The organism is Chloroflexota bacterium, assembly GCA_014360905.1.
Lineage (GTDB): Bacteria > Chloroflexota > Anaerolineae > UBA2200 > UBA2200 > JACIWX01.
Genome location: JACIWW010000011.1, coordinates 56242 through 76940 on the forward strand (window position 1 = coordinate 56242; position 20699 = coordinate 76940).

The 20699-nt window shown below is 50.4% G+C and carries 19 protein-coding genes; 15 read left to right on the top strand and 4 right to left on the bottom strand.

Annotated features, from left to right (window positions below):
• Positions 1-11 precede the first annotated feature (11 nt).
• From H5T67_06485 to H5T67_06505, 5 genes are all read left to right on the top strand, one after another.
• Positions 12-1052, top strand: coding sequence for a glycosyltransferase family 4 protein (locus tag H5T67_06485; protein MBC7244965.1), 1041 nt, complete (start codon positions 12-14; stop codon positions 1050-1052).
• Complete coding sequence (locus H5T67_06490; GenBank protein MBC7244966.1) at positions 1052-2416, top strand: glycosyltransferase; 1365 nt, start codon at positions 1052-1054, stop codon at positions 2414-2416. Before H5T67_06485 ends, H5T67_06490 begins: the two co-directional genes overlap by 1 nt.
• Positions 2409-4892, top strand: coding sequence for a glycosyltransferase family 39 protein (locus tag H5T67_06495; protein MBC7244967.1), 2484 nt, complete (start codon positions 2409-2411; stop codon positions 4890-4892). Before H5T67_06490 ends, H5T67_06495 begins: the two co-directional genes overlap by 8 nt.
• A 62-nt stretch (positions 4893-4954) precedes the next feature.
• Positions 4955-6235 carry a glycosyltransferase family 4 protein gene (locus H5T67_06500; GenBank protein MBC7244968.1) on the top strand — a complete coding sequence of 427 codons (1281 nt, stop codon included), beginning with the start codon at positions 4955-4957 and terminating at the stop codon, positions 6233-6235.
• Between the two features lie 11 nt (positions 6236-6246).
• A complete protein-coding gene (locus H5T67_06505) occupies positions 6247-7161 on the top strand; it encodes a glycosyltransferase family 2 protein (protein MBC7244969.1) in 915 nt (304 codons plus the stop codon).
• Between the two features lie 3 nt (positions 7162-7164).
• Here H5T67_06505 and H5T67_06510 read toward each other — a convergent pair whose 3' ends face one another.
• Entirely contained in the window at positions 7165-7671 is a 507-nt protein-coding gene (locus H5T67_06510) for a DM13 domain-containing protein (GenBank protein MBC7244970.1), read from the bottom strand.
• A gap of 191 nt (positions 7672-7862) precedes the next feature.
• Here H5T67_06510 and H5T67_06515 point away from each other — a divergent pair, with 191 nt between their 5' ends.
• The 10 genes from H5T67_06515 (at position 7863) to H5T67_06560 (ending at position 16760) form a co-directional block, all read left to right on the top strand.
• The gene (locus tag H5T67_06515) at positions 7863-9089 is read left to right on the top strand and encodes a glycosyltransferase family 4 protein (protein ID MBC7244971.1); all 1227 of its coding nucleotides are present in this window, start codon (positions 7863-7865) and stop codon (positions 9087-9089) included.
• Entirely contained in the window at positions 9061-9882 is an 822-nt protein-coding gene (locus tag H5T67_06520; protein MBC7244972.1) for a class I SAM-dependent methyltransferase, read from the top strand. The genes H5T67_06515 and H5T67_06520 overlap by 29 nt, the downstream gene beginning before the upstream one ends.
• Entirely contained in the window at positions 9873-10997 is a 1125-nt protein-coding gene (locus H5T67_06525) for a glycosyltransferase family 4 protein (protein ID MBC7244973.1), read from the top strand. Before H5T67_06520 ends, H5T67_06525 begins: the two co-directional genes overlap by 10 nt.
• A 2-nt stretch (positions 10998-10999) precedes the next feature.
• Entirely contained in the window at positions 11000-11926 is a 927-nt protein-coding gene (locus tag H5T67_06530) for a flippase-like domain-containing protein (protein ID MBC7244974.1), read from the top strand.
• Between the two features lie 181 nt (positions 11927-12107).
• Positions 12108-13535: a hypothetical protein gene (locus H5T67_06535; protein ID MBC7244975.1), complete on the top strand. Its 1428-nt coding sequence runs from the start codon at positions 12108-12110 to the stop codon at positions 13533-13535.
• Positions 13536-13680: 145 nt separating this feature from the next.
• On the top strand, positions 13681-14448 hold the full coding sequence (locus tag H5T67_06540) for an FkbM family methyltransferase (GenBank protein ID MBC7244976.1): 768 nt from the start codon (positions 13681-13683) through the stop codon (positions 14446-14448).
• A 156-nt stretch (positions 14449-14604) separates the two neighbouring features.
• Complete coding sequence (locus tag H5T67_06545) at positions 14605-15204, top strand: translation initiation factor IF-3 (protein MBC7244977.1); 600 nt, start codon at positions 14605-14607, stop codon at positions 15202-15204.
• Between the two features lie 27 nt (positions 15205-15231).
• Positions 15232-15435, top strand: a complete 204-nt coding sequence (gene rpmI / locus H5T67_06550; protein MBC7244978.1) for a 50S ribosomal protein L35 — start codon at positions 15232-15234, stop codon at positions 15433-15435.
• Between the two features lie 52 nt (positions 15436-15487).
• Positions 15488-15847: a 50S ribosomal protein L20 gene (gene rplT / locus H5T67_06555; GenBank protein MBC7244979.1), complete on the top strand. Its 360-nt coding sequence runs from the start codon at positions 15488-15490 to the stop codon at positions 15845-15847.
• A 109-nt stretch (positions 15848-15956) separates the two neighbouring features.
• On the top strand, positions 15957-16760 hold the full coding sequence (locus H5T67_06560) for an RNA methyltransferase (protein ID MBC7244980.1): 804 nt from the start codon (positions 15957-15959) through the stop codon (positions 16758-16760).
• A 17-nt stretch (positions 16761-16777) separates the two neighbouring features.
• On the opposite strand, the gene H5T67_06565 is transcribed toward H5T67_06560, so the two are convergent.
• The 3 genes from H5T67_06565 to H5T67_06575 all read right to left on the bottom strand — a co-directional run bounded on the left by H5T67_06565 (position 16778) and on the right by H5T67_06575 (position 20695).
• The gene (locus H5T67_06565) at positions 16778-17269 is read right to left on the bottom strand and encodes a CinA family protein (protein MBC7244981.1); all 492 of its coding nucleotides are present in this window, start codon (positions 17267-17269) and stop codon (positions 16778-16780) included.
• A 90-nt stretch (positions 17270-17359) separates the two neighbouring features.
• The gene (locus tag H5T67_06570; protein MBC7244982.1) at positions 17360-19900 is read right to left on the bottom strand and encodes a glycosyltransferase family 39 protein; all 2541 of its coding nucleotides are present in this window, start codon (positions 19898-19900) and stop codon (positions 17360-17362) included.
• 9 nt (positions 19901-19909) lie between these two features.
• Complete coding sequence (locus H5T67_06575) at positions 19910-20695, bottom strand: enoyl-CoA hydratase/isomerase family protein (GenBank protein ID MBC7244983.1); 786 nt, start codon at positions 20693-20695, stop codon at positions 19910-19912.
• Positions 20696-20699: the final 4 nt, after the last annotated feature.

The following is a 20699-nucleotide window of genomic DNA, read 5'->3' on the forward strand; positions in this document are numbered from 1 at the left end:
AGGCTATGAGTATCAAGAACATTATTATCTGCACTAGTCAAGTTCCCCTGCGACATGGAGGCACTGAGGTCCTGGTACAGTGCCTGCGACAAGCTTTGCACAAGCGCGGATTTCGAGTAGATGTCGTGAGTATTCCATTTCGCGATTATCCCAAAAGCGAGATCCTGAAAAGCCATCTTGTATGGCGACTCCTAGACCTTACGGAAAGTGATGGGCAAAAGGTGGACATGGTAATTGCCACCAAATTCCCTTCCTACCTCGTACAGCATCCTAACAAGGTAACCTGGTTAGTGCAGCAATTCCGACAAGTATATGATTTGGTAAGCACCGAATTCAGCCCGTTTACTAATTCGAACGAGGATGCTGCTTTGCGCCGTGTGCTCTGCCGTCTGGATACCACGGCTCTCAAGGAGTCTAAGCGCCTGTTTGCCATCTCGGACAACGTAGCCAAGCGTCTAGAGCGTTACAACGGTTTGCGAGCAACACCGCTCTATCCTCCACCGCAACATGAAGGTTTATATCACAACGAGGGTTATGGAGATTATATACTGGCCGTCAGTCGCCTGAATCGCATGAAAAGGCTGGACTTGCTCATACAAGCTATGGCGCTGACTAAACAACCGGCTCGCTGCCTTATTGTCGGCGAGGGACCGGAAGAGGAACATTTAAAAAGATTGATCCGGGAGCACAAATTGGAAGGCAGGGTAAAGCTTCTGGGCTTTGTAGATGACCAGTGTCTTTTGGATTTGTATGCCAATTGTTTTGCCTTCTTCTTCGCCCCGTACGATGAAGATTATGGCTTGGTAACCTTGGAAGCCTTCAAATCGCAGAAGCCGGTCATCACAGCTGCGGACTCGGGTGGAGTGTTAGAATTCGTAGAGCATGGTTGCAACGGTTACATAGCTGCAACTGGAAACGCAGCTGAATTCGCTGACTATATCGAGCGCCTCTATGCTGACCGAGCGCTATGTCAGAGACTCGGCACAGAAGGCTATGAGAGGGTGCGAGATATTACTTGGGATCGCACGATTGATCAGTTGCTAGGATTGTAATGAGCATGCGTATTGCGATGTTCAGCCCGTTAAGCCCTTTGCGCACCGCAATAGCTGACCACGTAGAAGGCTTATTGCCATACCTAGCCGAATTTGCTGACACGGACCTGTTCATTGACGACGGCTATGTCCCAAGCAACCCCTCTGTCCGAAACAACTTTGCCATCCACAATTACCGTGATTTCCCCAAAATGGCAAGCCAATATGAAATTGCAGTCTACCACATGGGCAATGAACCACACTATCACGGCTATATCTACCGCACGTTGCTGCAGTACCCTGGCATCGTTGTGTTACATGACCTGGTCCTGCACCACTGCATCTACGGGCTTACCGTAGCAAAAGGTAATATAGAAGGATACTTGGCTGAGATGCGCTACGCCTATGGCAGGGAAGGAGAAATAGTAGCCACTCAGATTTTAGAGGGACGCAACCCGGATCTCATGTATCATTATCCATTGATGGAACGAGTCTTGGACAACAGCCGAGGCGTAATTGTGCATAACAACTATGCCCGTCAACAATTGCAAAAGAGGCGTCCCAAGTTACCTGTAAGATGTATTCCGCAGCATTTCTACTTGCCCGACAAGTCTATATTGACTGAGGACAGAGAAACCTTGCGAGAACGCCTTGGGCTTAAGGATCGTTTCGTGGTAGCCTCCTTTGGCATACTCGGAGATAAACAATTGCACGTAACACTGCAGGCCTTTAACCGTTTTCGTCGCATATGCCCACAAGCTATGTACTTACTAGTTGGTCCTACCAATGATGATGTGGCAACTCTGATGGGAAGCTTGGGACTGGAAGACGTAGTCAGAGTTGTTGGCTGGCAGGATCCTATCCACTTTGTGCGTTACATGCTGGTGACAGACTTGGCAATACAATTGAAATATCCTCATGTTGGTGGTACACCATATACGCCGATCCGCTTGCTGGGACTCGGTATTCCCACCATTATTTCCAATATCGAACCCCTGGCTGAGATCCCCGAGAATTGCTGTGCCAGAGTAGACTTGGGTGGAACTGAAGAAGACGAATTGTTTGTAATTATGCAATACCTGGCCACCCATGAAACCGCCAGGCAAGAAATGGCGGAGAATGGACGAAGTTACGTCCTGGAAAACCACGAGCCTCACAAAGTTGCCTTGCAGTATAAAGGCTTTATCAAAAGCATTTTGTCTACACCGCTGAGGGCAATGTCCGGTATAGATCGGATTAACTCTTGGCAAGAACGCTTGATTGAAGATGTGGCAGCCATTCTAGCAGAGTGGGATGTGTCGGCGGAAGATGACCACTTGTTGCTCCCTATCGCTAATGCCATTGCCAGTTTGGGCATTCGTGCTTGGGAGGCAATAGATGATTAACCACCCTTGGCTAGGTCTGGTTATTCTACTAGGGAACTTTATCCCGGGCTATCTGCTGACCGCTCTCTGGAATGAGGATTGGACGCACGATCTCACATTCGGTGAATGTTTGTTTGTGCAACTTCTCCTCGGTGTGGTCCTCAACTCCTGGCTGATGCTGCTTCTTGCGGAGTTAGAGACATTCAAGCTCTCTACCATATTGTTAAGCTATGGGCTCATCTGCAGCTCCCTGGCATGGATTGGGCGTCAGCGTTTGCAGAAAGGTCCATCGTGGACCAGACCTTCAAGGTACGAGCTTGCGCTTGTTGTCTTGCTGTTCTTGGCAGGCATCCTTTTCGCACATCCTGCGGAAGCGATGTTGGTTTTTGATGACTCTGGTATCTACTTTCTAGGTGGTGTAACACTGGCCAAGACCGGCAGCCTTATTGTCCGTGAACCCATTTTGGCGTCTTTGCCAGCTCAACAGGGAAAGCAGCTATTGTTTACTGGGCCAGGCATTCTAACCCGATACTGGGGGCAATTTTTTGTCTGGGGTTGGTCACGTCCGTGGGTTATGTTTGGGCTTTTGCATTTGCAGTACCTGTGGTGTGGGCTGTTCACTTTGTTTCTAGGGACTTATGGCGGGTTATGGGTAGCGCCAGCTTTTGGGCTACTGGCTCTCGCAGGGCTCTATTTCCTAGGGCGAAGGCTTTTTGGGCGAGAGGTGGGCTGGTTGGCTGCGATTTTTCTAGCACTAAACTTTGCCCAAGTCTGGCATGCACGGCTGCCACTATCTGAAATCCTTACACAGGCATTGTTCATTGGTGGATTCTACCTTCTTACTCTGTTTTTGCAGAAAAGACATGTATGGCTAGGCTTTGGAGCGGGAGTATGTTTGGGCACCCTTTTTCTGGCTCGCGTCGATGCCCTCGTGGTAGACATTTTGCTTGTTGGGCTGATTATGTATTGGAAATGGGGCAATCGCTGGCGTGCTGAATACAACGGCTTCGCAATAGCTCTTCTGACCACTCTCGCTTATGCTACCCTGCATAACGTACTTGCTGGCTGGCTTTATTTGGTCATGTTATGGCAGACAGGGGGTAGCCCTACGCTAGCCAAGGTGGTAATCTTGCTAAGCCTAGGCAGCGGAATATTGACGTTAATAGCATGGCTCAGGCCAAAAGTCATGCGGGCATTTCTGGATTGGTCTTGGGCTCAAGCGTGGAAGATTTTTACGGCAGCGTTTTCTATTTGGGTACTCTGGGTTGGCTTATCATATCTGTTTTTAGGAAATGCGTGGACCTCGCAAATAGTCACTTGGTTGACACTGTATTGGACACCACTGGGTATGTTCCTGGCTGCCGTTGGCCTTGGTTTATTACTCGCCCGTCATCCTGCGCGCAAAGTGTTGCCAATCTTTGCTGTGGGATTGGTCTACTTGGGCGCATTTTCTCTGCATCCTATGGTCAATCCAGTTCATCCCTGGGCCATGCGCCGCTTTATGCCTACAGTGATGCCTGCTATGGCGTTGTTGATCGCTTATGGTCTGGTCACGTTGCCTATTCGATACGGAATGTTGCGGTACATAGTGCAACTCATAGTGGTGAGTGCTCTAGCATGGTCTTTCCTGCGCATGGATAGACCACTTCTCCGCCGCACGGAGTACAGTGGGGTTGGCGAGCAAATTGCACAACTTGCCGAGCGTTTTGAAAAGGATGCTTTGGTTTTGTTCGATAGAGGAGCCCCAAGCTTATATGTACCCCAAGCGCTGGCGTACCTTTACGATGTCTACTCCTTTATACTGCAAGAACCAACTCCTGACTCCGGAGCACTTGATCCTTGGATTGAATACTGGCAGCAAAAAGGGCGTTCGGTATATCTTGTAATAACCGGAGGTGCCCTTGAGTGGCACCCAAGCCAATGGACTTTTCAGTCTCACGGTGTGTTTGATCTGCACTTTGCACATCTTCAACGTAGCTCTGATGGCGTCCCCGCAACTTTTGAGGACTCGGTATTCAGACTGGATATTTATCGAATTGTGCCAAGCTCTGAGAAGTCACTGGATCAAGAAACAACTTATCTACTGAACATGGAAGCAGGTGAATACCCTTACTTACGAGGGGGTTTCTACGGTTGTGAGACGGCAACCGACGGCATGACTTACCGTTGGACCAACGGCTTGGGACGCATCCAGGTGCCTAAACGAGACGGCGCAGGTGCTTTGCTTCGCCTACGCGTAGCAGGAGGCAGACCAGTTGAGGAAGTGCTTATTTCTGTGGTTGTAAATGGAACTGTGGTTGCGGAGGAATGGCTGCCTGCTGGCTTTGTCTTTCAGACGCTGGAGATGACTGTGCCTTCATCCGCGCTGGGTGTTGACTCTCAAGGTGCCACGGTTGAAATCAAAAGCGATACCTGGATGCCGAGCACTGCTGGCTACCCAGGAGACACGCGCCAATTAGGAGTTTTGGTAGACTGGATAGAGTGGAAATGGCAGTAAACATAGCACTGAAGGGTTACCAGGACGATCGAATGGGCAAGCATATAGAGGGGCAGTGACTTTTGAAGGTTTTGCATGTGAGTCCGCGTTATTATCCCTATATTGGCGGCTCTGAATTATATTGCCAGGAGATATCAGAACGGCTAGTACGAGATGGGCACCAAGTAACCGTGTTTACCACTAATGCCTGGGACCTCGAGTACTTCTGGGATCCATACAAAGCGCATCTCTCTGTAGGAAGGGAGAACCACAATGGCGTGGAGATAAGGCGTTTTGGTGTGCAGCATATACTATCTAGCAAGTGGAGTTTTGCTGCGATTCGGCTGGCGATAAGGCTTTTGTCTTCCCTACCGCTGGATACGCGCCCCCTTCTCTTCCGCCTCTGCATGTGGGTGCCATGGGTGCCGGGTTTAGAGCGGGCATTGACTATCAAGGATTCCGAGGAAGCCTATGATGTTGTGCATGTTACTAATATCCCTTTTGATTCCCTGGTTTATAGTGCTTATCGTTTCGCCAGGGAAAGGAAAATCCCATTTGTCATCACGCCCTTCTTACACCTTGGAGAGCCAGAGGACAAGACGGTACGGAAATACTACACCATGCCGCATCATATAACCATGCTGCGTAACAGCAGCGCGGTTATCGTGCAAACCGAACTAGAACGTAGCTATTTGCTATCGTGTGGCGTACCGGCAGATCGAATCCGCAAGATTGGAGTAGGAGTCAATCCTGAGCATTTGCGTGGCGGGTGTGCAGATCGGTTTCGTGCTAAGTATCATGTGCCCGAGCCAATCGTCTTCTATATCGGAACACAGGCTTACGACAAAGGTACAGTCCATCTCATCGAAGCCATGCAGCGATTATGGAAAGATGGCAGCAAAGCTCACCTGGTATTAGCTGGGCCGATCATGAGCAGTTTTGCAAATTACTTCTGCTCTTTGCCAGAAACAAGTCGGAAACGCTGTCATCTACTGGGTTTTATCTCCGAAGAGGATAAACGCGACTTGTTAGCTGCGGGCGATGTGTTCGCTATGCCTTCGCGGACTGACTCATTTGGCATCGTCTACCTGGAGGCATGGCTATACAAAAAACCAGTAATCGGCGCACTCGCTGGAGGTGTGCCAGATGTGATCCAAGATGGTGAAGATGGGTACCTGGTGCCATTTGGAGATATTCCGCGACTAGCAGAAGCGATCAATACACTGTTGACTGACCGCACCAAAGCGCGTCAGTTCGGCGAGAAAGGTTACTATAAAGCAATCACCCACCATACATGGGACAAAAAGTACACTGCCATCAAAACTGTTTATGAAGAGCTATTGACAACACGATACACAAACTGACAGTGTCCGGGATGTGTTTCCTGCTCCCAACGATCACCGTATCTAGGATAGAAAGGAAAACTATGGAAGTTATCAGCATCGTGATACCTGTTTACAACGAAGAAATTGCCATTGGTGATGACCTAGATCTTATCAAACAAACCATGGATGCAACGGGCAAGCCTTATGAGGTTATTGTGGTCAACGATGGCTCTACCGATCGCACCGATGAAATCGTAGCCAGCCGGCCGTGGGTCAAATTACTGCGCCATGATCGAAACCGAGGCACTGGAGCAGCACGCAATACAGGACTCAAAGCAGCTAGGGGTGACATCATCATCATGACAGATGGCGATGGCACTTACCCGAACCAGGACATGCCTAGGTTGCTGCAATGCATGGAAAAATGTGATATGGTCATCGGCGCACGAACCCAGGAGAAAGGCACTTTGAAGTTGTTGCGAACACCAGCGAAATGGTTCATCCGCAGTCTCGCTTCCTATTTGACCGGTACCAAAATCCCTGACTTGAACTCGGGGTTTCGCGCTTTCAGAAGAGATATTGCGTTCAAGTATTTAAATATCCTACCAGACACACACTCGTGGGTGAGCACAATCACAATCGCTTTTCTGAGCGACGGCTATTCAGTCCAATACATTCCTATCGAGTATTATAAGCGCAAAGGCAAGTCCAAATTTCATCCCATCAGGGATACGTACAACTATATTACTCTGGTCGTGCGGACTGTGACCTACTTCAATCCACTAAAAGTATTCATGCCGATCAGCCTGTCGCTCTTCACCGTCGGCGTGCTCAAGGCGTTTTATGACATCGTTGCGTACCGCTTTCACTTTGCACCCTCGACGGTCCTCCTTCTTCTTACCGCAGTTCAAATCGCTGCCTTGGGTTTGCTAGCTGACCTGATTGTAAGAAGAGGGGGGAGATAGCCTCTATTGGAAGCGTCCCCACCCAAAGCTGGCTTTCAACTCCTCACAATATACCGCAATGCTGTCCGCGTCCCCAGGTTTGAGATCGCTGGGTACAGTGAGAACTAGGAGTTCTTGTTGGTAAGGCCTCTGCTCGAGCTTTGCCAAGATCGCCACAGCCTTATCTAGTTCTCCTTCTTTCACTAGGCGGATATCTGCTAAGGGGCCTTGACCATCGTAAGTAAAATTGCTGATTACAATGGTCTGCAATCCAGCCATAACCGCTTTACCTGAGACGCCGTGCTGGGTATCCTGAAAAGTGGCAACATAGCCAACGGGAATAACCGGCTCATCAGGAGCAACTGCAGAAGCGGTTGGCCAAATTTTGATCGTGGGGGTAGCCAAGACTGCAGTTGAGGTTGGTGTTGCAGGGGGCGTTGACACAGTTGGCGTGGCAGTGGGAGCAGCTTGACAACTAGCCAATATCCCTGCGGCTATTAGGTACAATGCGATAACGCGGATCTTGCTCACTGGCGGACTCCTTAGACTTGATTTACGAACTAAAAACATTATAATGAGATTTGTATCGTTTATCAATCGCTCATTGCAAGTTCCAACCTGATGCGGCTGTTGTCTTATAAGACTTCATAATGAAGCGAAAGACCTTGTGTAAAAGGTCCTGAGAGTAAGGAACCGGGTCAATAAAACCTGTAGGGAAGCCTGTGAAAATTGGCATGATTACGTCTTCCTACCCTCGTTTTGAGGGCGATATTGCGGGGACATTCGTGCACTCTCTGGCGGAAAACATTGCTGCGCTGGGTCACGAGGTGCACGTTTTTGCTCCATATGATCCGATTGCCAGTGATCTCTTTGGTTCTGCGATTGTTCACCGTTTTCGCTATTTTGTAGGTGCACGATGGCATTTGATTGGCTATGCCAAGTCATTGGAAAAGGATGTGACGCTGAAAAAACCCGTCTATTTGTTGTTGCCTTGCTACACAGTGGCCGCATTCTGGGAATTCTGGCGTTGGCAGCGCCTAGTTAGATTTGATGTAATTCACGCTCATTGGGCAGTTCCGAGCGGACCCATTGGTGCGTTGGAATCCCGGTGTACAGGTACTCCCTTAGTGATCAGCCTGCATGGTTCTGATGTATTTGTGCTAGAGAGAAACATCCTGGCTAAATTGGCTGCGTGTTGGGCCTTTTCTCAAGCGGATTGGGTTACCGCTTGCAGTTCGGACCTTCTGGAACGAGCGCAGAGACACGGCTTGTCACCACACAAAAGCCAGCTAATCCCATATGGTGTAGACCATTATCGCTTTTACCACAATCCGGATGCAGGATATGCCTTGCGAGAGCAGCTTGGCATTGCGAAAGATGTTCCCATCGTTCTGGCTTTGGGTCGTTTAGTGTATAAGAAGGGCTTTGAGTATCTAGTACAGGCTATGCCAGCCATTGTTGAACGATTCAATAATGTGCGGGTTGTGATCGTTGGTGAGGGGCCTCTGCGCGAGGATTTGCTGCATTTAGCTCATTCATTAGGTGTGCAGGATCACCTGTTGTTAATCGGTGGCGTGCCATGGACTGATACTCCTCGCTATTTCAATATGTGCGATGTTTTTGTGGTGCCATCGGTACGCGATCATAAGGGCAATGTAGATGGCTTGCCTAATGTGCTCCTGGAAGCCATGTCCTGTGGCAAGCCACTGGTTGCGACGCAAGTTGCTGGCATACCTGAAGTGATCGTTGACCGGGAAAACGGTCTGCTAGTGGAAGAGAAGAATCCCCATCAGTTAGCTCAAGCAGTTATTGAACTGTTGGCATCTCCCGAATTAGCTCAGCGTTATGGCGAGACCAATCGTAGTAACGCTGAAGATAGACTAACCTGGCGGATTATGGCCACGCGTATGGTGGAAGTGTATGAACAAGCTATCACCAAACGTAGATGAAGGCAAACTTGCGGTACCTGCAACCCTTTATAACCGCGAATATTTCCTCACTGAATGCAATGGCTATAAGGAGTTTCTGCAAGGCGGCATTCCTGCGCGGTTACGGATTGCTCTGCGGTTGGCGGGGGAGCTTAATAAAAAACGGGTTTTAGATGTTGGCTGCGGCCGTTGCGAGGTAGTATGGTACTGTGCCAAGGCTGGTGCTGATGCATATGGAATTGATTACTCGCCAGAAGCGCTGAGCTTAGCACAGCAAGCAGCGGCTCTCTTCCATACACCAACAAGTGAAGCCCCTGCTCATCTTCAACTCGCCGATGCATCCCACCTACCCTTCAGATCGAACGCTTTTGATGTGATTTTCATGTTGGATATCGTGGAACATCTTTACCCCGAACAATTAAGGTGTGCTCTAGAAGAAGCATACCGAGTGCTAAAAGGAGGAGGAGTTCTGATCATCCATACCATGCCTAATCTATGGTACTACCGTATAGGCTATCCGCTCTACCGCGTTGTGCAGCGCGTACGCGGCAAAAAACTCCCCAAAGACCCAGAGCAACGCTGGCAATTCGTATCTGCAGTTCATGTGAATAAACAGGATATCTGGCGATTGAAGCGTGCATTGCAGAACGCAGGATTTGATGCACGCGTATGGTTGGAACCAACGCAATCTTACCACGAAGAGAGGAATCAATTCGTACGCTTTTGTATGCACGTCCTATCCCATTACTACCCATTCCGCTGGGTATTCTGCGATGATATTTTTGCCCTGGCCAGGAAATTGTCATGCGAATAGCCATTGATGCGCTTGGTATTACTCCATCTGGTGGTGGGCGTTCCGCCACATTAAATCTCCTCACTGCTCTTTTCAAAATAGATTGTAAAAACGACTATCTGCTCTTTTTGGACAAACAAGAGCAGGTATTAACAGCACACAATGTTCGGCAATATATCACCGGCATAAAAGGTCGTTTTGTTGCTAGACTCTGGGCTCAATTAGCCTTGCCGATCATCTTACGGAAGGAACGGGTTGCCGTCGTGCACTATGCCAAAAATTTAGGGGCATTCTTTACTCCGGGCGCTACTGTGGTCACCGTCTACGACCTCAGTATCTTGATTTGCCCCGACGTTTACCCCTGGAGTGACCGCATATACTGGCGGTTTATTGAACCACTCACCTTACGACAGGCAAAGCGGATTATCGCCATTTCGGAGGACACAGCGCGCGCCATTGTTACATTCTATGGCGTACCCCGAGAGCGTATTACGGTCATTTATCCTGGCTGTGATCCCCGCTTTCGCCCTTTATCTGTGGAGGAAACAGTCAAGGTCAAACAGAAATACCACCTCCCGGATGTTTTCATCTTACATGTGGGCAGCATTTCGCGAAAGAAAAACCTACAGGCTTTAGCACGGGCTATTGCCAAGCTGAAGCAGGTAGGGCTGAAACCAAGATTGGTATTGGTGGGGCGAATCTATGAAAAGGCCCGCGATGACGCTCTGTTTCGCTACATCCAACAGGAGGGCTTGTCCAACGAAGTGATCTGGCTAGGAGCGGTCCCGGATCAAGACCTCCCAGCCATTTATAACTGCGCCACAGTTTTGGCCTTCCCCTCTCTGCAAGAAGGATTTGGCTTGGTGCCCCTAGAAGCTATGTCTTGTGGTTTGCCCGTCGTAACTTCAGGTGCAGGTGCTATCCGCGAGGTGATTGGCGATGCGGGACTAATCGTGGATAACCCGAGGGATGAGGATGAATGGGCTTTGATTATGGAGCAGGTTCTGCGAGATGCCAGCCTGCGTGCTCAGTTACGCTCTCGCGGTCTGGCCCGTGCGCATCTCTTTTCGAATGAAAAGGCTGCTAGACAGGTACTGCAAGTTTACTGTCAAGTGGCAAGGGAAGATACGAAATAGCCATGGCCATAAAGAAGCCCACTCTTGCATTGCCCACATGGATCAGGACGCTTGCTACGATATTAGTGGTTGGTCTATCTTTCTTATATCTGGGGCACAGTATTGTTATTGGTCTGAAACAGATTGACCTGACCCAGCTAAAGCCCCAGCCTATTCCGTTGCTCCTAGCCCTGCTTTTGTACACAGGCGCAGTTCTAATTGGGGGCTGGTGTTGGTCGCTAATTATGAAGGGATTGGGACAAAAACCTTCGCTGCGCACCAATATCAAAGTCCACCTCAGCGCAAACATTGTGAAATACCTGCCTGGTTATGCCTGGCAGATACTGGGCAAAGCCTATCTCTGCAATCGCCAAGGTATCCCACAAGGGCCAATTGGTGTGGGCATTGCCCTAGAATTTCTCAGCATTGTATTGACTGGAATATGGATCATTGTTGTGACCCTGCCCAGAACATGGCTGCAGAGCTGGGGGCTAGCTTCACTAACCCCATGGCGTTTACCGGGCATAGTGGTTATGACCACGCTGCTCATTGCATTGCCCCGCTTGTTGGATGACGCACTCCAATATTTCGAAAAACACCGGGGGCATACACAGCACATGCAGATTGAGTACAAATCGTTGTGGTTCATGTTATTTCTGATGATCGTAGCTTGGTTTGTCCTAGGGTTGACTCTCTACATGCTCACTGTTGCACTTTATCCGATGGCCATTGCCGATTTACCAACTCTGACCTTTGCCTGGGCAGCATCTTCACTTGGCAGCTTGGCCGTGATCTTTGTTCCAACAGGGATTGGCATTAAGGAAGGGATGTTAGCATTCCTATTGAGATTCCGTCTGCCGGTGGCTATGGCGGCCATTGTAGCTGTTCTGGCGCGGGTAATCTCGATTCTGAGCGAGGCACTTTGCTTCTGGGCAGTTCAGCGATTGTGAGGGCTACGCATAGAATCAAGGAGTAAAAATCACCCAAAAGAGTTATTGAAAAAAAGGCAATTATATGCTATGATGAGAATGTACAAGTAGCCTTGTTGTGGCGACTTGTTTGTTTCGTGGTGATAAATTGTTATGCTCGTTTCTGAGAGAGCAAAATTATTGATAGAGAGGAGAAAGGCAAATGAGGAAACTAGTTAGAATCTCGCTGGTGATTGCGCTCGTCGTGATTAGCATGCAGCTGGCATCTGGTATAGTAGGAGCGCAAAGCGGCTCTTGGGTTTCTGGTTTTATGATTCAGAACCAGGACACGGTGAACCCTGCCAATGTGACCATCAGGTTCTATTGGGCGGAAGGTACCCCCAACGCTGGCACTGTAGCGCTTACGCTTACTGATACTATTCTCGCTGGCAAAGCAAAATCCTATTACACTCCAAGCATTGCTGGCTTGCCTGATGGTTTCATTGGCTCCATAGTCATTGAATCTGATCAGCCAGTAGCAGCGATCATCAACACCCAACTCCCATCCGGGAGCGGAGCTAGCCCTACCAGCCCGAACCGTGTAGGTACAGCGAGCGGCGTGCTGGAAGCACAGACGGGCACTACGATGTATGTGACACAGGTAATGAAGGCGGCCTATGGCGGGTGGAGCTCTTACATCGCTGTACAGAACGCTACGGCAGATACCGCTTCAGTCACGGTACGCTACTATGATGCTACTGGTGCGCAAGTAGCGACGAACACACAGTCAGTACATCCCTACTCAACTTATGTATTCCGTCAGGAAAACGAAGCGGCACTGCCTTCCGGTTTCGCCGGCTCAGCCAAGATCGAGTCCACCAAAAATATCGCGGTGATTTCCAACTTCTATAACGTAGGGACCACTGCTGCGACATCTCAGTTCCATAGCTACAATGGTCTGGCGTCTGGCGCTACCAAGCTATACGCACCGCGCGTGGTCAAAGATTACTATGGCTACCAAAGCGGCTTGAGAGTCCAAAACGTAGGTGGAGCCCCAACGGTTGTGACAGTACAGTACAAATTCGGTGGTAACACGTATACACAAACCTCGCCTTCTATTGGCCCAGGACAAGCTTGGGGACCTTATATGGGTAGCCCAGCCCAATTGCCACCAGAAATGGCTGCCGTGTCTGGTTCTGGCTCAGCGATTATCACTGCCAGCCAGCCTGTTATTGCTACGATCAATGAGGACAACCGCACCAAGGGCCAAGGTATCACCTACAACGCCTTCCTGGATGGCACAGCGACTACGACGGTGCTCTTCCCGCAGGTTACTTCCAAATTTTACGGATACTGCAGTGGTATCCAGATTCAAAACGTGAGCACTGAAGCCGGATCCTTTATAGTTACCTACTCAATGTCTGGTCGTACGGACGTGATCGTAGGGCCATTACCACTTGGCCCCGGTGAGAGCTGGAGCCAGTTCCTACCCAACGTAATACCTGGAGTGGACTTTAACGGCTCGGCAGTCGTGGTGTGCACCAAGAACATTGTCGGTATCGCCAATATGTCTCACCGCAGCGATGTGGATACTCGCTATCCTATGAACTACGGTGACAACTTTACCACCTACAACGGTATTAACAAATAGCTTTGGTGCTTGAGCGAAATGAGAGCCGCCAGAGATTGTCTGGCGGCTCTTTCTTTACTCCTTATTTATACAACGATCTTGTAGATACCAGTCTTTCTGACCCTGCGCAATTTGATACCCCAGATAATAGGAAAAACCAATAACTGTGAGGAAATGGGCTATTAAGCTGCTCAAAGCGTTAAACTTGTATCGAACGGCGAAAACGGTTAAAGACCGTATTGCGTCTTACGCTCCATGGAATCTGCGTCAATATCGAGCCATGGTTGAGTTCTACGCCCAATTTATCAAAGAGGGTGATTTGTGTTTCGATGTAGGCGCCCATACAGGTGAAAGAACGCAGGTTTTCCGTCAATTAGGGGCTAAAGTGATCTGTGTGGAGCCGCAGCGTGCCTGCTTGGAGTGGCTCTATCAACGGTTTGGCCACGACCAAAATGTCATCATTGTCGGAAAGGCCCTTGGTGAGCAGGAAGGGCATGCAGAACTGGCTGTATGCGAGGATGCCCCAGAAATCTCCACCATGTCTAAGAAATGGAGAGAGCAAGGAAGGTTTTCCAGAGAGCACGAGTGGACCAAATCAGAGCAGGTATCTGTTACGACCCTTGATGCCCTGATCCACATGTATGGAGTGCCAACCTTCTGCAAAATCGATGTGGAAGGTTATGAGGCACTCGTGCTCAGGGGGTTGACGCAGCCCATCCCTGTCATCTCTTTCGAGTTCACCAGAGAGTTTCTTCCCGATGCCTGGCTTTGCATGAATCGCCTTCTGTCGATAGGGCCTGTCGTTTTCAATGTCTGCATTAATAACTCAACGCAGTTTCTCTCACCAACCTGGACAACAGCAGAGACCCTCTATGAAACATTGCTATCCATAGAGAATCCTCTTCTCTGGGGAGATATCTATGCCAAATTTTAGACCTGACCTTCGTTGCACAAACAAGATATTGGCGCAAGCGCACTGTCAACTTGACTAGTAACGATAAATATGATAAGATAGCCCGCTAAGTGGGCGCACTCTTGGCGGTCAGAGAGGATTTGCGCTCAAATCATCGAGACATGAGGTGGGAACGAGATAAGTAGCAAAGAACACCGTATCAACGAGGCGATTACGGCCAGCGAGGTGCGCTTGGTTGATGAAACGGGCAAGCAGATGGGGGTCTACCCTATTAGGGAAGCCCTGCGGATTGCCCAGGAGCGTGATGTAGATCTGGTTGAAGTTGCGCCTGCAGCCAAACCTCCTGTATGCCGTTTGTTAAACTACGGCAAGTTCATCTATGAGCGAACGAAAAGGGAGAAATTGGCTCGCAAAAGCCAACGTACGATCGAGATCAAAGAAATCCGTATGCATCCCAAAATTGGAGCGCATGACCTCGCGTTCAAGACCAGGCGCGTGCGTGAGTTCCTCGCTGATGGAGCAAAAGTGCGGCTGCGGGTGCGCTTTCGTGGACGTGAGAGGAGTTACCCAGAGATTGGACGGGAACTGTTAGAGCGGCTGGCTGCCGACCTTGCAGATGTGGCAACGGTTGAGCAAGCGCCGACCATGGAGGAAGGAGCAAGTAGCGTGTTTTTGTTGCTAGCATCCAAACCTTCAGCCCGGCGGTCGGGAGCCCAGCAGCCAGAATCCACGGGAAAAGCAAAAAACGAGCAGAGTGTACCCGAGACGATAGGATAAGTTAAGGTTTGGGGAGGTGATTGTTCGGTGCCAAAATTGAAGACTCATAAAACTACGGCCAAACGCTTTCATGTGACTGGCACAGGCAAAATTATGCGGCTTAAGGGACATCGAAGCCATTTGCGACGCAGAAAAGCAAAGCGAGTACAACGTCTCTACGATCGCAAGCTCGAGGTGGAAACCAGAGGCGAAAAAAGCCGCATTAAACAACTTGTGCCATATCTCAAGTAGCAAAGTTCATGTGGTAAGCAGAACAGGATTGTATTAGAAGGAGGTTTTTGGATTGCCTAGGGTCAAAAGGGGAGTGCCGGCCCATAAGCGGCACAAGAAAGTACTCAAATTTACCGCAGGACAGCGGGGAAGCAAGCACTTGCTGTACCGACGTGCGAATGAGGCACGTATGAAGTCACTCTGGTATGCTTATCGCGATCGTCGCAACCGCAAGCGCGATTTTCGTCGCCTTTGGATTGTGCGCATCAATGCTGCTGCTCGTCTCTGTGGAATAACCTATCATCAGCTAATCGCTGGACTCAACAAGGCGGGAGTAGATATCGATCGAAAGATACTGGCTGACCTTGCGGTTCGTGATAGCGCGGCCTTTGCACATCTCGCAGGGATAGCGAAGGAAGCGGTAACCGCCTGAGATCATCCTAGTGATCATTCTGGGATACGACGCGATGAAGTATCTCGCTTCTGGAGCAGTATGATGCAACCAGAAGCGAGATTTTCTTTGTAACGGCTAAGGAGACAGGTTGTCAGCCACCTCAGACATTATTACCAGCCCAGCTAACGAACAAGTGAAATATGTGCGCACCCTGCATCGGCGACGCAACAGATACAGAGAACGCAAGTTCATTGCAGAAGGTTTACGCACTGTAGAGGAAGCAATCCTGGCAGGCACCCAGCCCGCTCTTCTTTTCCATACCCCAGCAGTGCAGCATATGCCCCGTGTCTATTCTATCTTGTCTCAGGCAGAGGAGCAAGGCACTAGCATCAAAGCAGTGAGCGAGCCAGTTATGCAGCTCATAGCTGATACAGTCACCCCTTCGGGTATCTTGGCTGTGCTTCCCATGCGCGAATGTGCGCTGCCAAGTCCATTAACTTGGGTACTGGTGATCGACTCCTTGCGCGATCCAGGGAATCTGGGAACGATTCTGCGCTCTGCCCTTGCGGCTGGCACTGAATTGGTGATCACCAGCAAAGGTACAGTAGATGTCTACAGCCCCAAAGTGGTGCGAGCTGCAATGGGAGCACACTTTCATTTGAACCTCTGTGTACATCAGAATTGGTCTGCAATTAAGCGTATCCTGAGCGGCGTCCGGGTGCTTGTAGCAAAGCCCGGGGAAGGGGTTCCGTATTGGAAAGTTGACTGGCGGCAACCCACTGCCTTGGTCATTGGCGGCGAAGCTGAGGGCACCAGCCCAGAAGCAGAGAGATTGGCGAGTAGCTCTGTGACTATCCCCATGCACAAGGGCATCGAATCTCTCAATGCTGCAGTTGCTGCCAGCGTCCTGCTTTTCGAGGCAGCGCGGCAACGTTTTCATCCGGACCTATAGCCGCTTACATCAAAGTGCTACCTAGTATTAGTTGCTTCCAGGTATTCTCGCAACCATTGCAGTGCCGCCTTGGCCGATTGCCTGCGGTTCTCCCAGCGGTCTCCTGTCCAGAGGTATTTCCTGCATTCTTCCCCTTTGGCTGAGGCAAGTGCAATATAGGTGAGTCCTACCGGCTTCTGCGGCCTAGCCCCAGTTGGCCCGGCAATACCAGTGATGGCTACGGCCAGATCCACATGCAGAAGATGCCGTACACCTCTGGCCATGGCGATGGCGGTTTCCGCGCTCACTGCACCATAAGTATCCAAGACGCTGGCTGGCACCCCAAGCACGCGCCTCTTCGTTTCATAGGAATAGGCGACCACGCCGCCTTCGAAATAAGCGGAGCTGCCGGGAATATTTGTGATATGCGTAGCCAGCAACCCACCCGTGCAGGATTCGGCTACAGCCAGTTTTAGGCAACGTTGTTGCAATAGCCTACCAACGGTTTCTGCCAGCGAATCTATGTCCAATTGATTAAACCTCTTCTATGCTACGATTGATCAGCAATCAGTTTTCATTTTTCTGCTTATTCAAGTTAAGAAAAATTGTTCGAAAAGCTCTCAGGACGCTGCAGGCTGCAACTTACAGGGGCACCTTCCCGCGCTCGATGCGTTGGATTGGATCGTGAGGCTGGTCAGCACAAGGAGCGAACCGATTTGCTGGCCCTCAGGCAGACGTTGCACAGACAGATAGATTTGGTAGCGCTGAGGTGGCAGATCAGCCGGCAAGAACCAGTGATGCTGATCGCGAATTATTTCGCCTGTATGCCACAGCCGGGCTGGATAAAAGCCCTCCGTTGGCTGAGCGAGGTGCTCAGCCCACGCCTTACCTTGCTTGTCCCGCATTTGCAGGAGCAGCATAACATCTCTCGAAGGCGCTTGGTTTGCCTGCCAGAACAGGGTGAGGTGTACAACATCGCCGGGCTGAATGGGCGAATCGGGTTGGTGCTCATAACCCAGTTTGGCCATGTCATAACCCAGTAGCGTCAGTTCCCCAAACTGAACGTTCATCTGTCTTTTCATGCCAAGCACAGATAAGGGTGGAGGAGCCAGAGCAGGCAGGATACGCACTGTTTGCAGGAGGATGCGATCACCTGTTTCCTGCCCATGTTCTATCACAGGCAATCTCTGGCCGCTTTCGAGGTTGTACATGCCAATCTCGATGACGTACTCTCCAGGAGGTGTAGCTGGGAGAATAGGCAAACCATAGTTGTCCAGTACTTGCTCTCCTTCCTGCCAGATTGTGGTGATTTTGGCCCCGCCTCCTGGCTCGGCATCGCGCTGGCCAACCAGGTGGCCATGGGAATCGATTACATGGGTAAAAACCTTATAGCGCTCTTGCATCGGGGCAATGGCTTGCCAAAAGAGGCTCAGTTGTAAAATGTCGCCTGGCCGCACCTCTGTTGTGAGCAAATTGTAGCCGAGCAAGCGCACCTTGTTTCCCAGATTCACGGACAGTGGGCGTTCAATTTGCTGTTGCGCGGGCATGGCTGGTACAGCATAAATCACCAAACGCACGTTACCGTACCATGAATCCATGGCTTTGTAGCAGTGCTGATCCAGCCAGCCTTCCACGAAACGCTCCGGATCACTCTCATCGGTAGCCCACAGTATAGCGAATATCCGTTTGCGTCCCTCTATCATCTGTACCAAGTCTGCTTCCGTCTGCGTCTTGTCTAGAGGACGCTGACGAGGGAGCGGATACAGAGGCAAGTTGCCCTGATAGTAGTACGTGAATGTTTCGATTTGCCCTGGAGCGTTGATCAGAATAGCATCGTCTTCTCCCCCTACGATCTCGATGTAACGAGCGATGCTACGATAGTCGTCGCGGGCATAGAGTGGGTCAAAATAGTAAGCACGTAGCGAATCCCACGAAGAAACCACGACAAAAACAATGATGGATAGCAAAAAGATGTAGCGCAGCCAGCGGCCAGTCTGACCACCGGGTTTGGTCCTATCGCCACCACCTTTCGCTATGGCAAATAGCCAGAAGCGGCTCGCAACGTCAGCCAACCAACGAGCACCATTTGCCAAAAACAAGTGGAAGGGGACGATGCATAGTAGCAGGAATTTTGGATTGTACATGGGCCGTTGCAGTGAAAGCAGGTACATGATGCCAATGGGCACGAAGAGGTACAGCAAGAAAAGGACATAGGAAGTGGAGCCTGCCTGAGGTTGCAGACCTTGCTTGCGATGAGGTCGTAAAGCCAGCACGCCCGCTAACAGCAATAGCCCAAAACCGGCTAGGACAGCAGGTGGACACAGTCTGGTAGACAAACCTAGGCTGAAAACACACAAGAGGTCCCCCAACAGAGTTCTCAGCGACAGAGGTTCACTGATAGCCGGCCACACACGCAATTGCTCTCTGGCTAGAACCAACCACGGCAGGTATGCAGCTGCAATGGTAATCTGTATAGCAGTCCAGCGTAACACAACTGATAAGCGTCGCATAGTGACTGGCAAGCGCGTGGTCAGCAGCCACCATAGGAAAGCGAGGTTCTGCACAATGAGCATCGTGGCTGCAAAATAGTGAGTATACAGAAGCAGAATAGACGCCAAGATGTAAAGAAAAGCGGCGAGAGTAGAGGACCTGGAAGCTTTTTCACCAGCATTTTGCCATTTCGACAAAAGCAGCACCCAGGCATGTACGGATAAGGCTGCCAGAAGAGCACAGAGGATGTACATTCGAGTTTCTTGGGAGTAGTAGATTGCGAATGGGGATAAAGCTGCGAACAGCGTGGCGATCAAGGCGGGCACATCACCGGCGATGAAACGGGCGAGGACAAACGTCATCAGCACTAGTGCTGTTCCTAGCAGTGCGGACAAGGAACGCACGGCGAGTTCACTGTGGCCAACAAATGCCATCCAGAAATGGAGGATATAGTAATACAGCGGTGGATGAATGTCGTTAGCCGCACCTCTAGTAATGGCTGCCAGGTCTCGCGCGGCAAGAGCAACACTTGTGCCCTCATCGTTCCACAGGCTTTGCGCTTCGATGCGGTACAGACGCAAGATCAATGCGAGCCACAGCACCAACATGAACATGCCATTGATCAGAACCCGCTGGCCTTTTGGCGTGTGTTGCATCGGGCTCCATTCCATGCTAAAGGGTCATTTCCCTTTGAATTGTGCTGGGCGCTTCTCTAGAAAGGCTGTGGTTCCCTCAACCCGATCCTCGGTGGCGCACACCAATCCAAACTGGCTGGCTTCGAACGCACAGCCCGTGACCAGATCCGTCCCCAGTCCCACATTGATGCTCATTTTGGCTAGAGCAACCGCCACCGGGGCCTTGCGTGCGAGCTTATGAGCTAGTTCCCGTGCTCTTGTCATTAGTTCTGCTGCCGGGACGACCAACTCGACCAGACCAATGCGCAAAGCCTCTTGTGCGGAAATCATATCGCCACTGAGGATTAGCCACTTTGCATACCCCTTACCCACTAATCTGGGTAGCCTTTGCGTGCCACCATAGCCTGGTATAATGCCCAAATTGATCTCGGGTTGTCCAAGTTTGGCCGTATCTGCTGCTATGCGGATGTCACAGGCCATAGCCAGCTCACATCCACCACCCAGCGCGTAGCCATTGATCGCAGCGATGACGGGTTTGCTGAGATTTTCGATCTTGAACAGAATGCTCTGGCCTTGGGCTGCAAATTCAGCTCCTTGCGCACCACTGCCGATAGCTCGCAATTCGTTGATATCGGCTCCGGCGACGAAGGCTTTTTCCCCAGCCCCGGTCAGGATAATACACCGTATGTCCTCGTCATGTGCTAGTTCATCAATGGCTGCTGACAGTTCGGCCATCGTAGCGTGGTTCAGTGCATTGAGCACCTGAGGTCGGTTAAAGGTAATGATAGCAATATCCTCTTCGCGCGTCACGAGAATGTTCTGGTAATCCATGTAA

Bases quoted from the DNA above. Each gene is read 5' to 3' on its own strand.
- H5T67_06520 (MBC7244972.1), top strand. From the start codon at position 9,061: ATGAACAAGCTATCACCAAACGTAGATGAAGGCAAACTTGCGGTACCT.
- H5T67_06505 (MBC7244969.1), top strand. From the start codon at position 6,247: ATGTGTTTCCTGCTCCCAACGATCACCGTATCTAGGATAGAAAGGAAA.
- H5T67_06575 (MBC7244983.1), bottom strand. From the start codon at position 20,695: ATGGATTACCAGAACATTCTCGTGACGCGCGAAGAGGATATTGCTATC.
- H5T67_06490 (MBC7244966.1), top strand. From the start codon at position 1,052: ATGAGCATGCGTATTGCGATGTTCAGCCCGTTAAGCCCTTTGCGCACC.
- H5T67_06530 (MBC7244974.1), top strand. From the start codon at position 11,000: ATGGCCATAAAGAAGCCCACTCTTGCATTGCCCACATGGATCAGGACG.
- H5T67_06535 (MBC7244975.1), top strand. From the start codon at position 12,108: ATGAGGAAACTAGTTAGAATCTCGCTGGTGATTGCGCTCGTCGTGATT.
- H5T67_06495 (MBC7244967.1), top strand. From the start codon at position 2,409: ATGATTAACCACCCTTGGCTAGGTCTGGTTATTCTACTAGGGAACTTT.
- H5T67_06525 (MBC7244973.1), top strand. From the start codon at position 9,873: ATGCGAATAGCCATTGATGCGCTTGGTATTACTCCATCTGGTGGTGGG.
- H5T67_06570 (MBC7244982.1), bottom strand. From the start codon at position 19,900: ATGGAATGGAGCCCGATGCAACACACGCCAAAAGGCCAGCGGGTTCTG.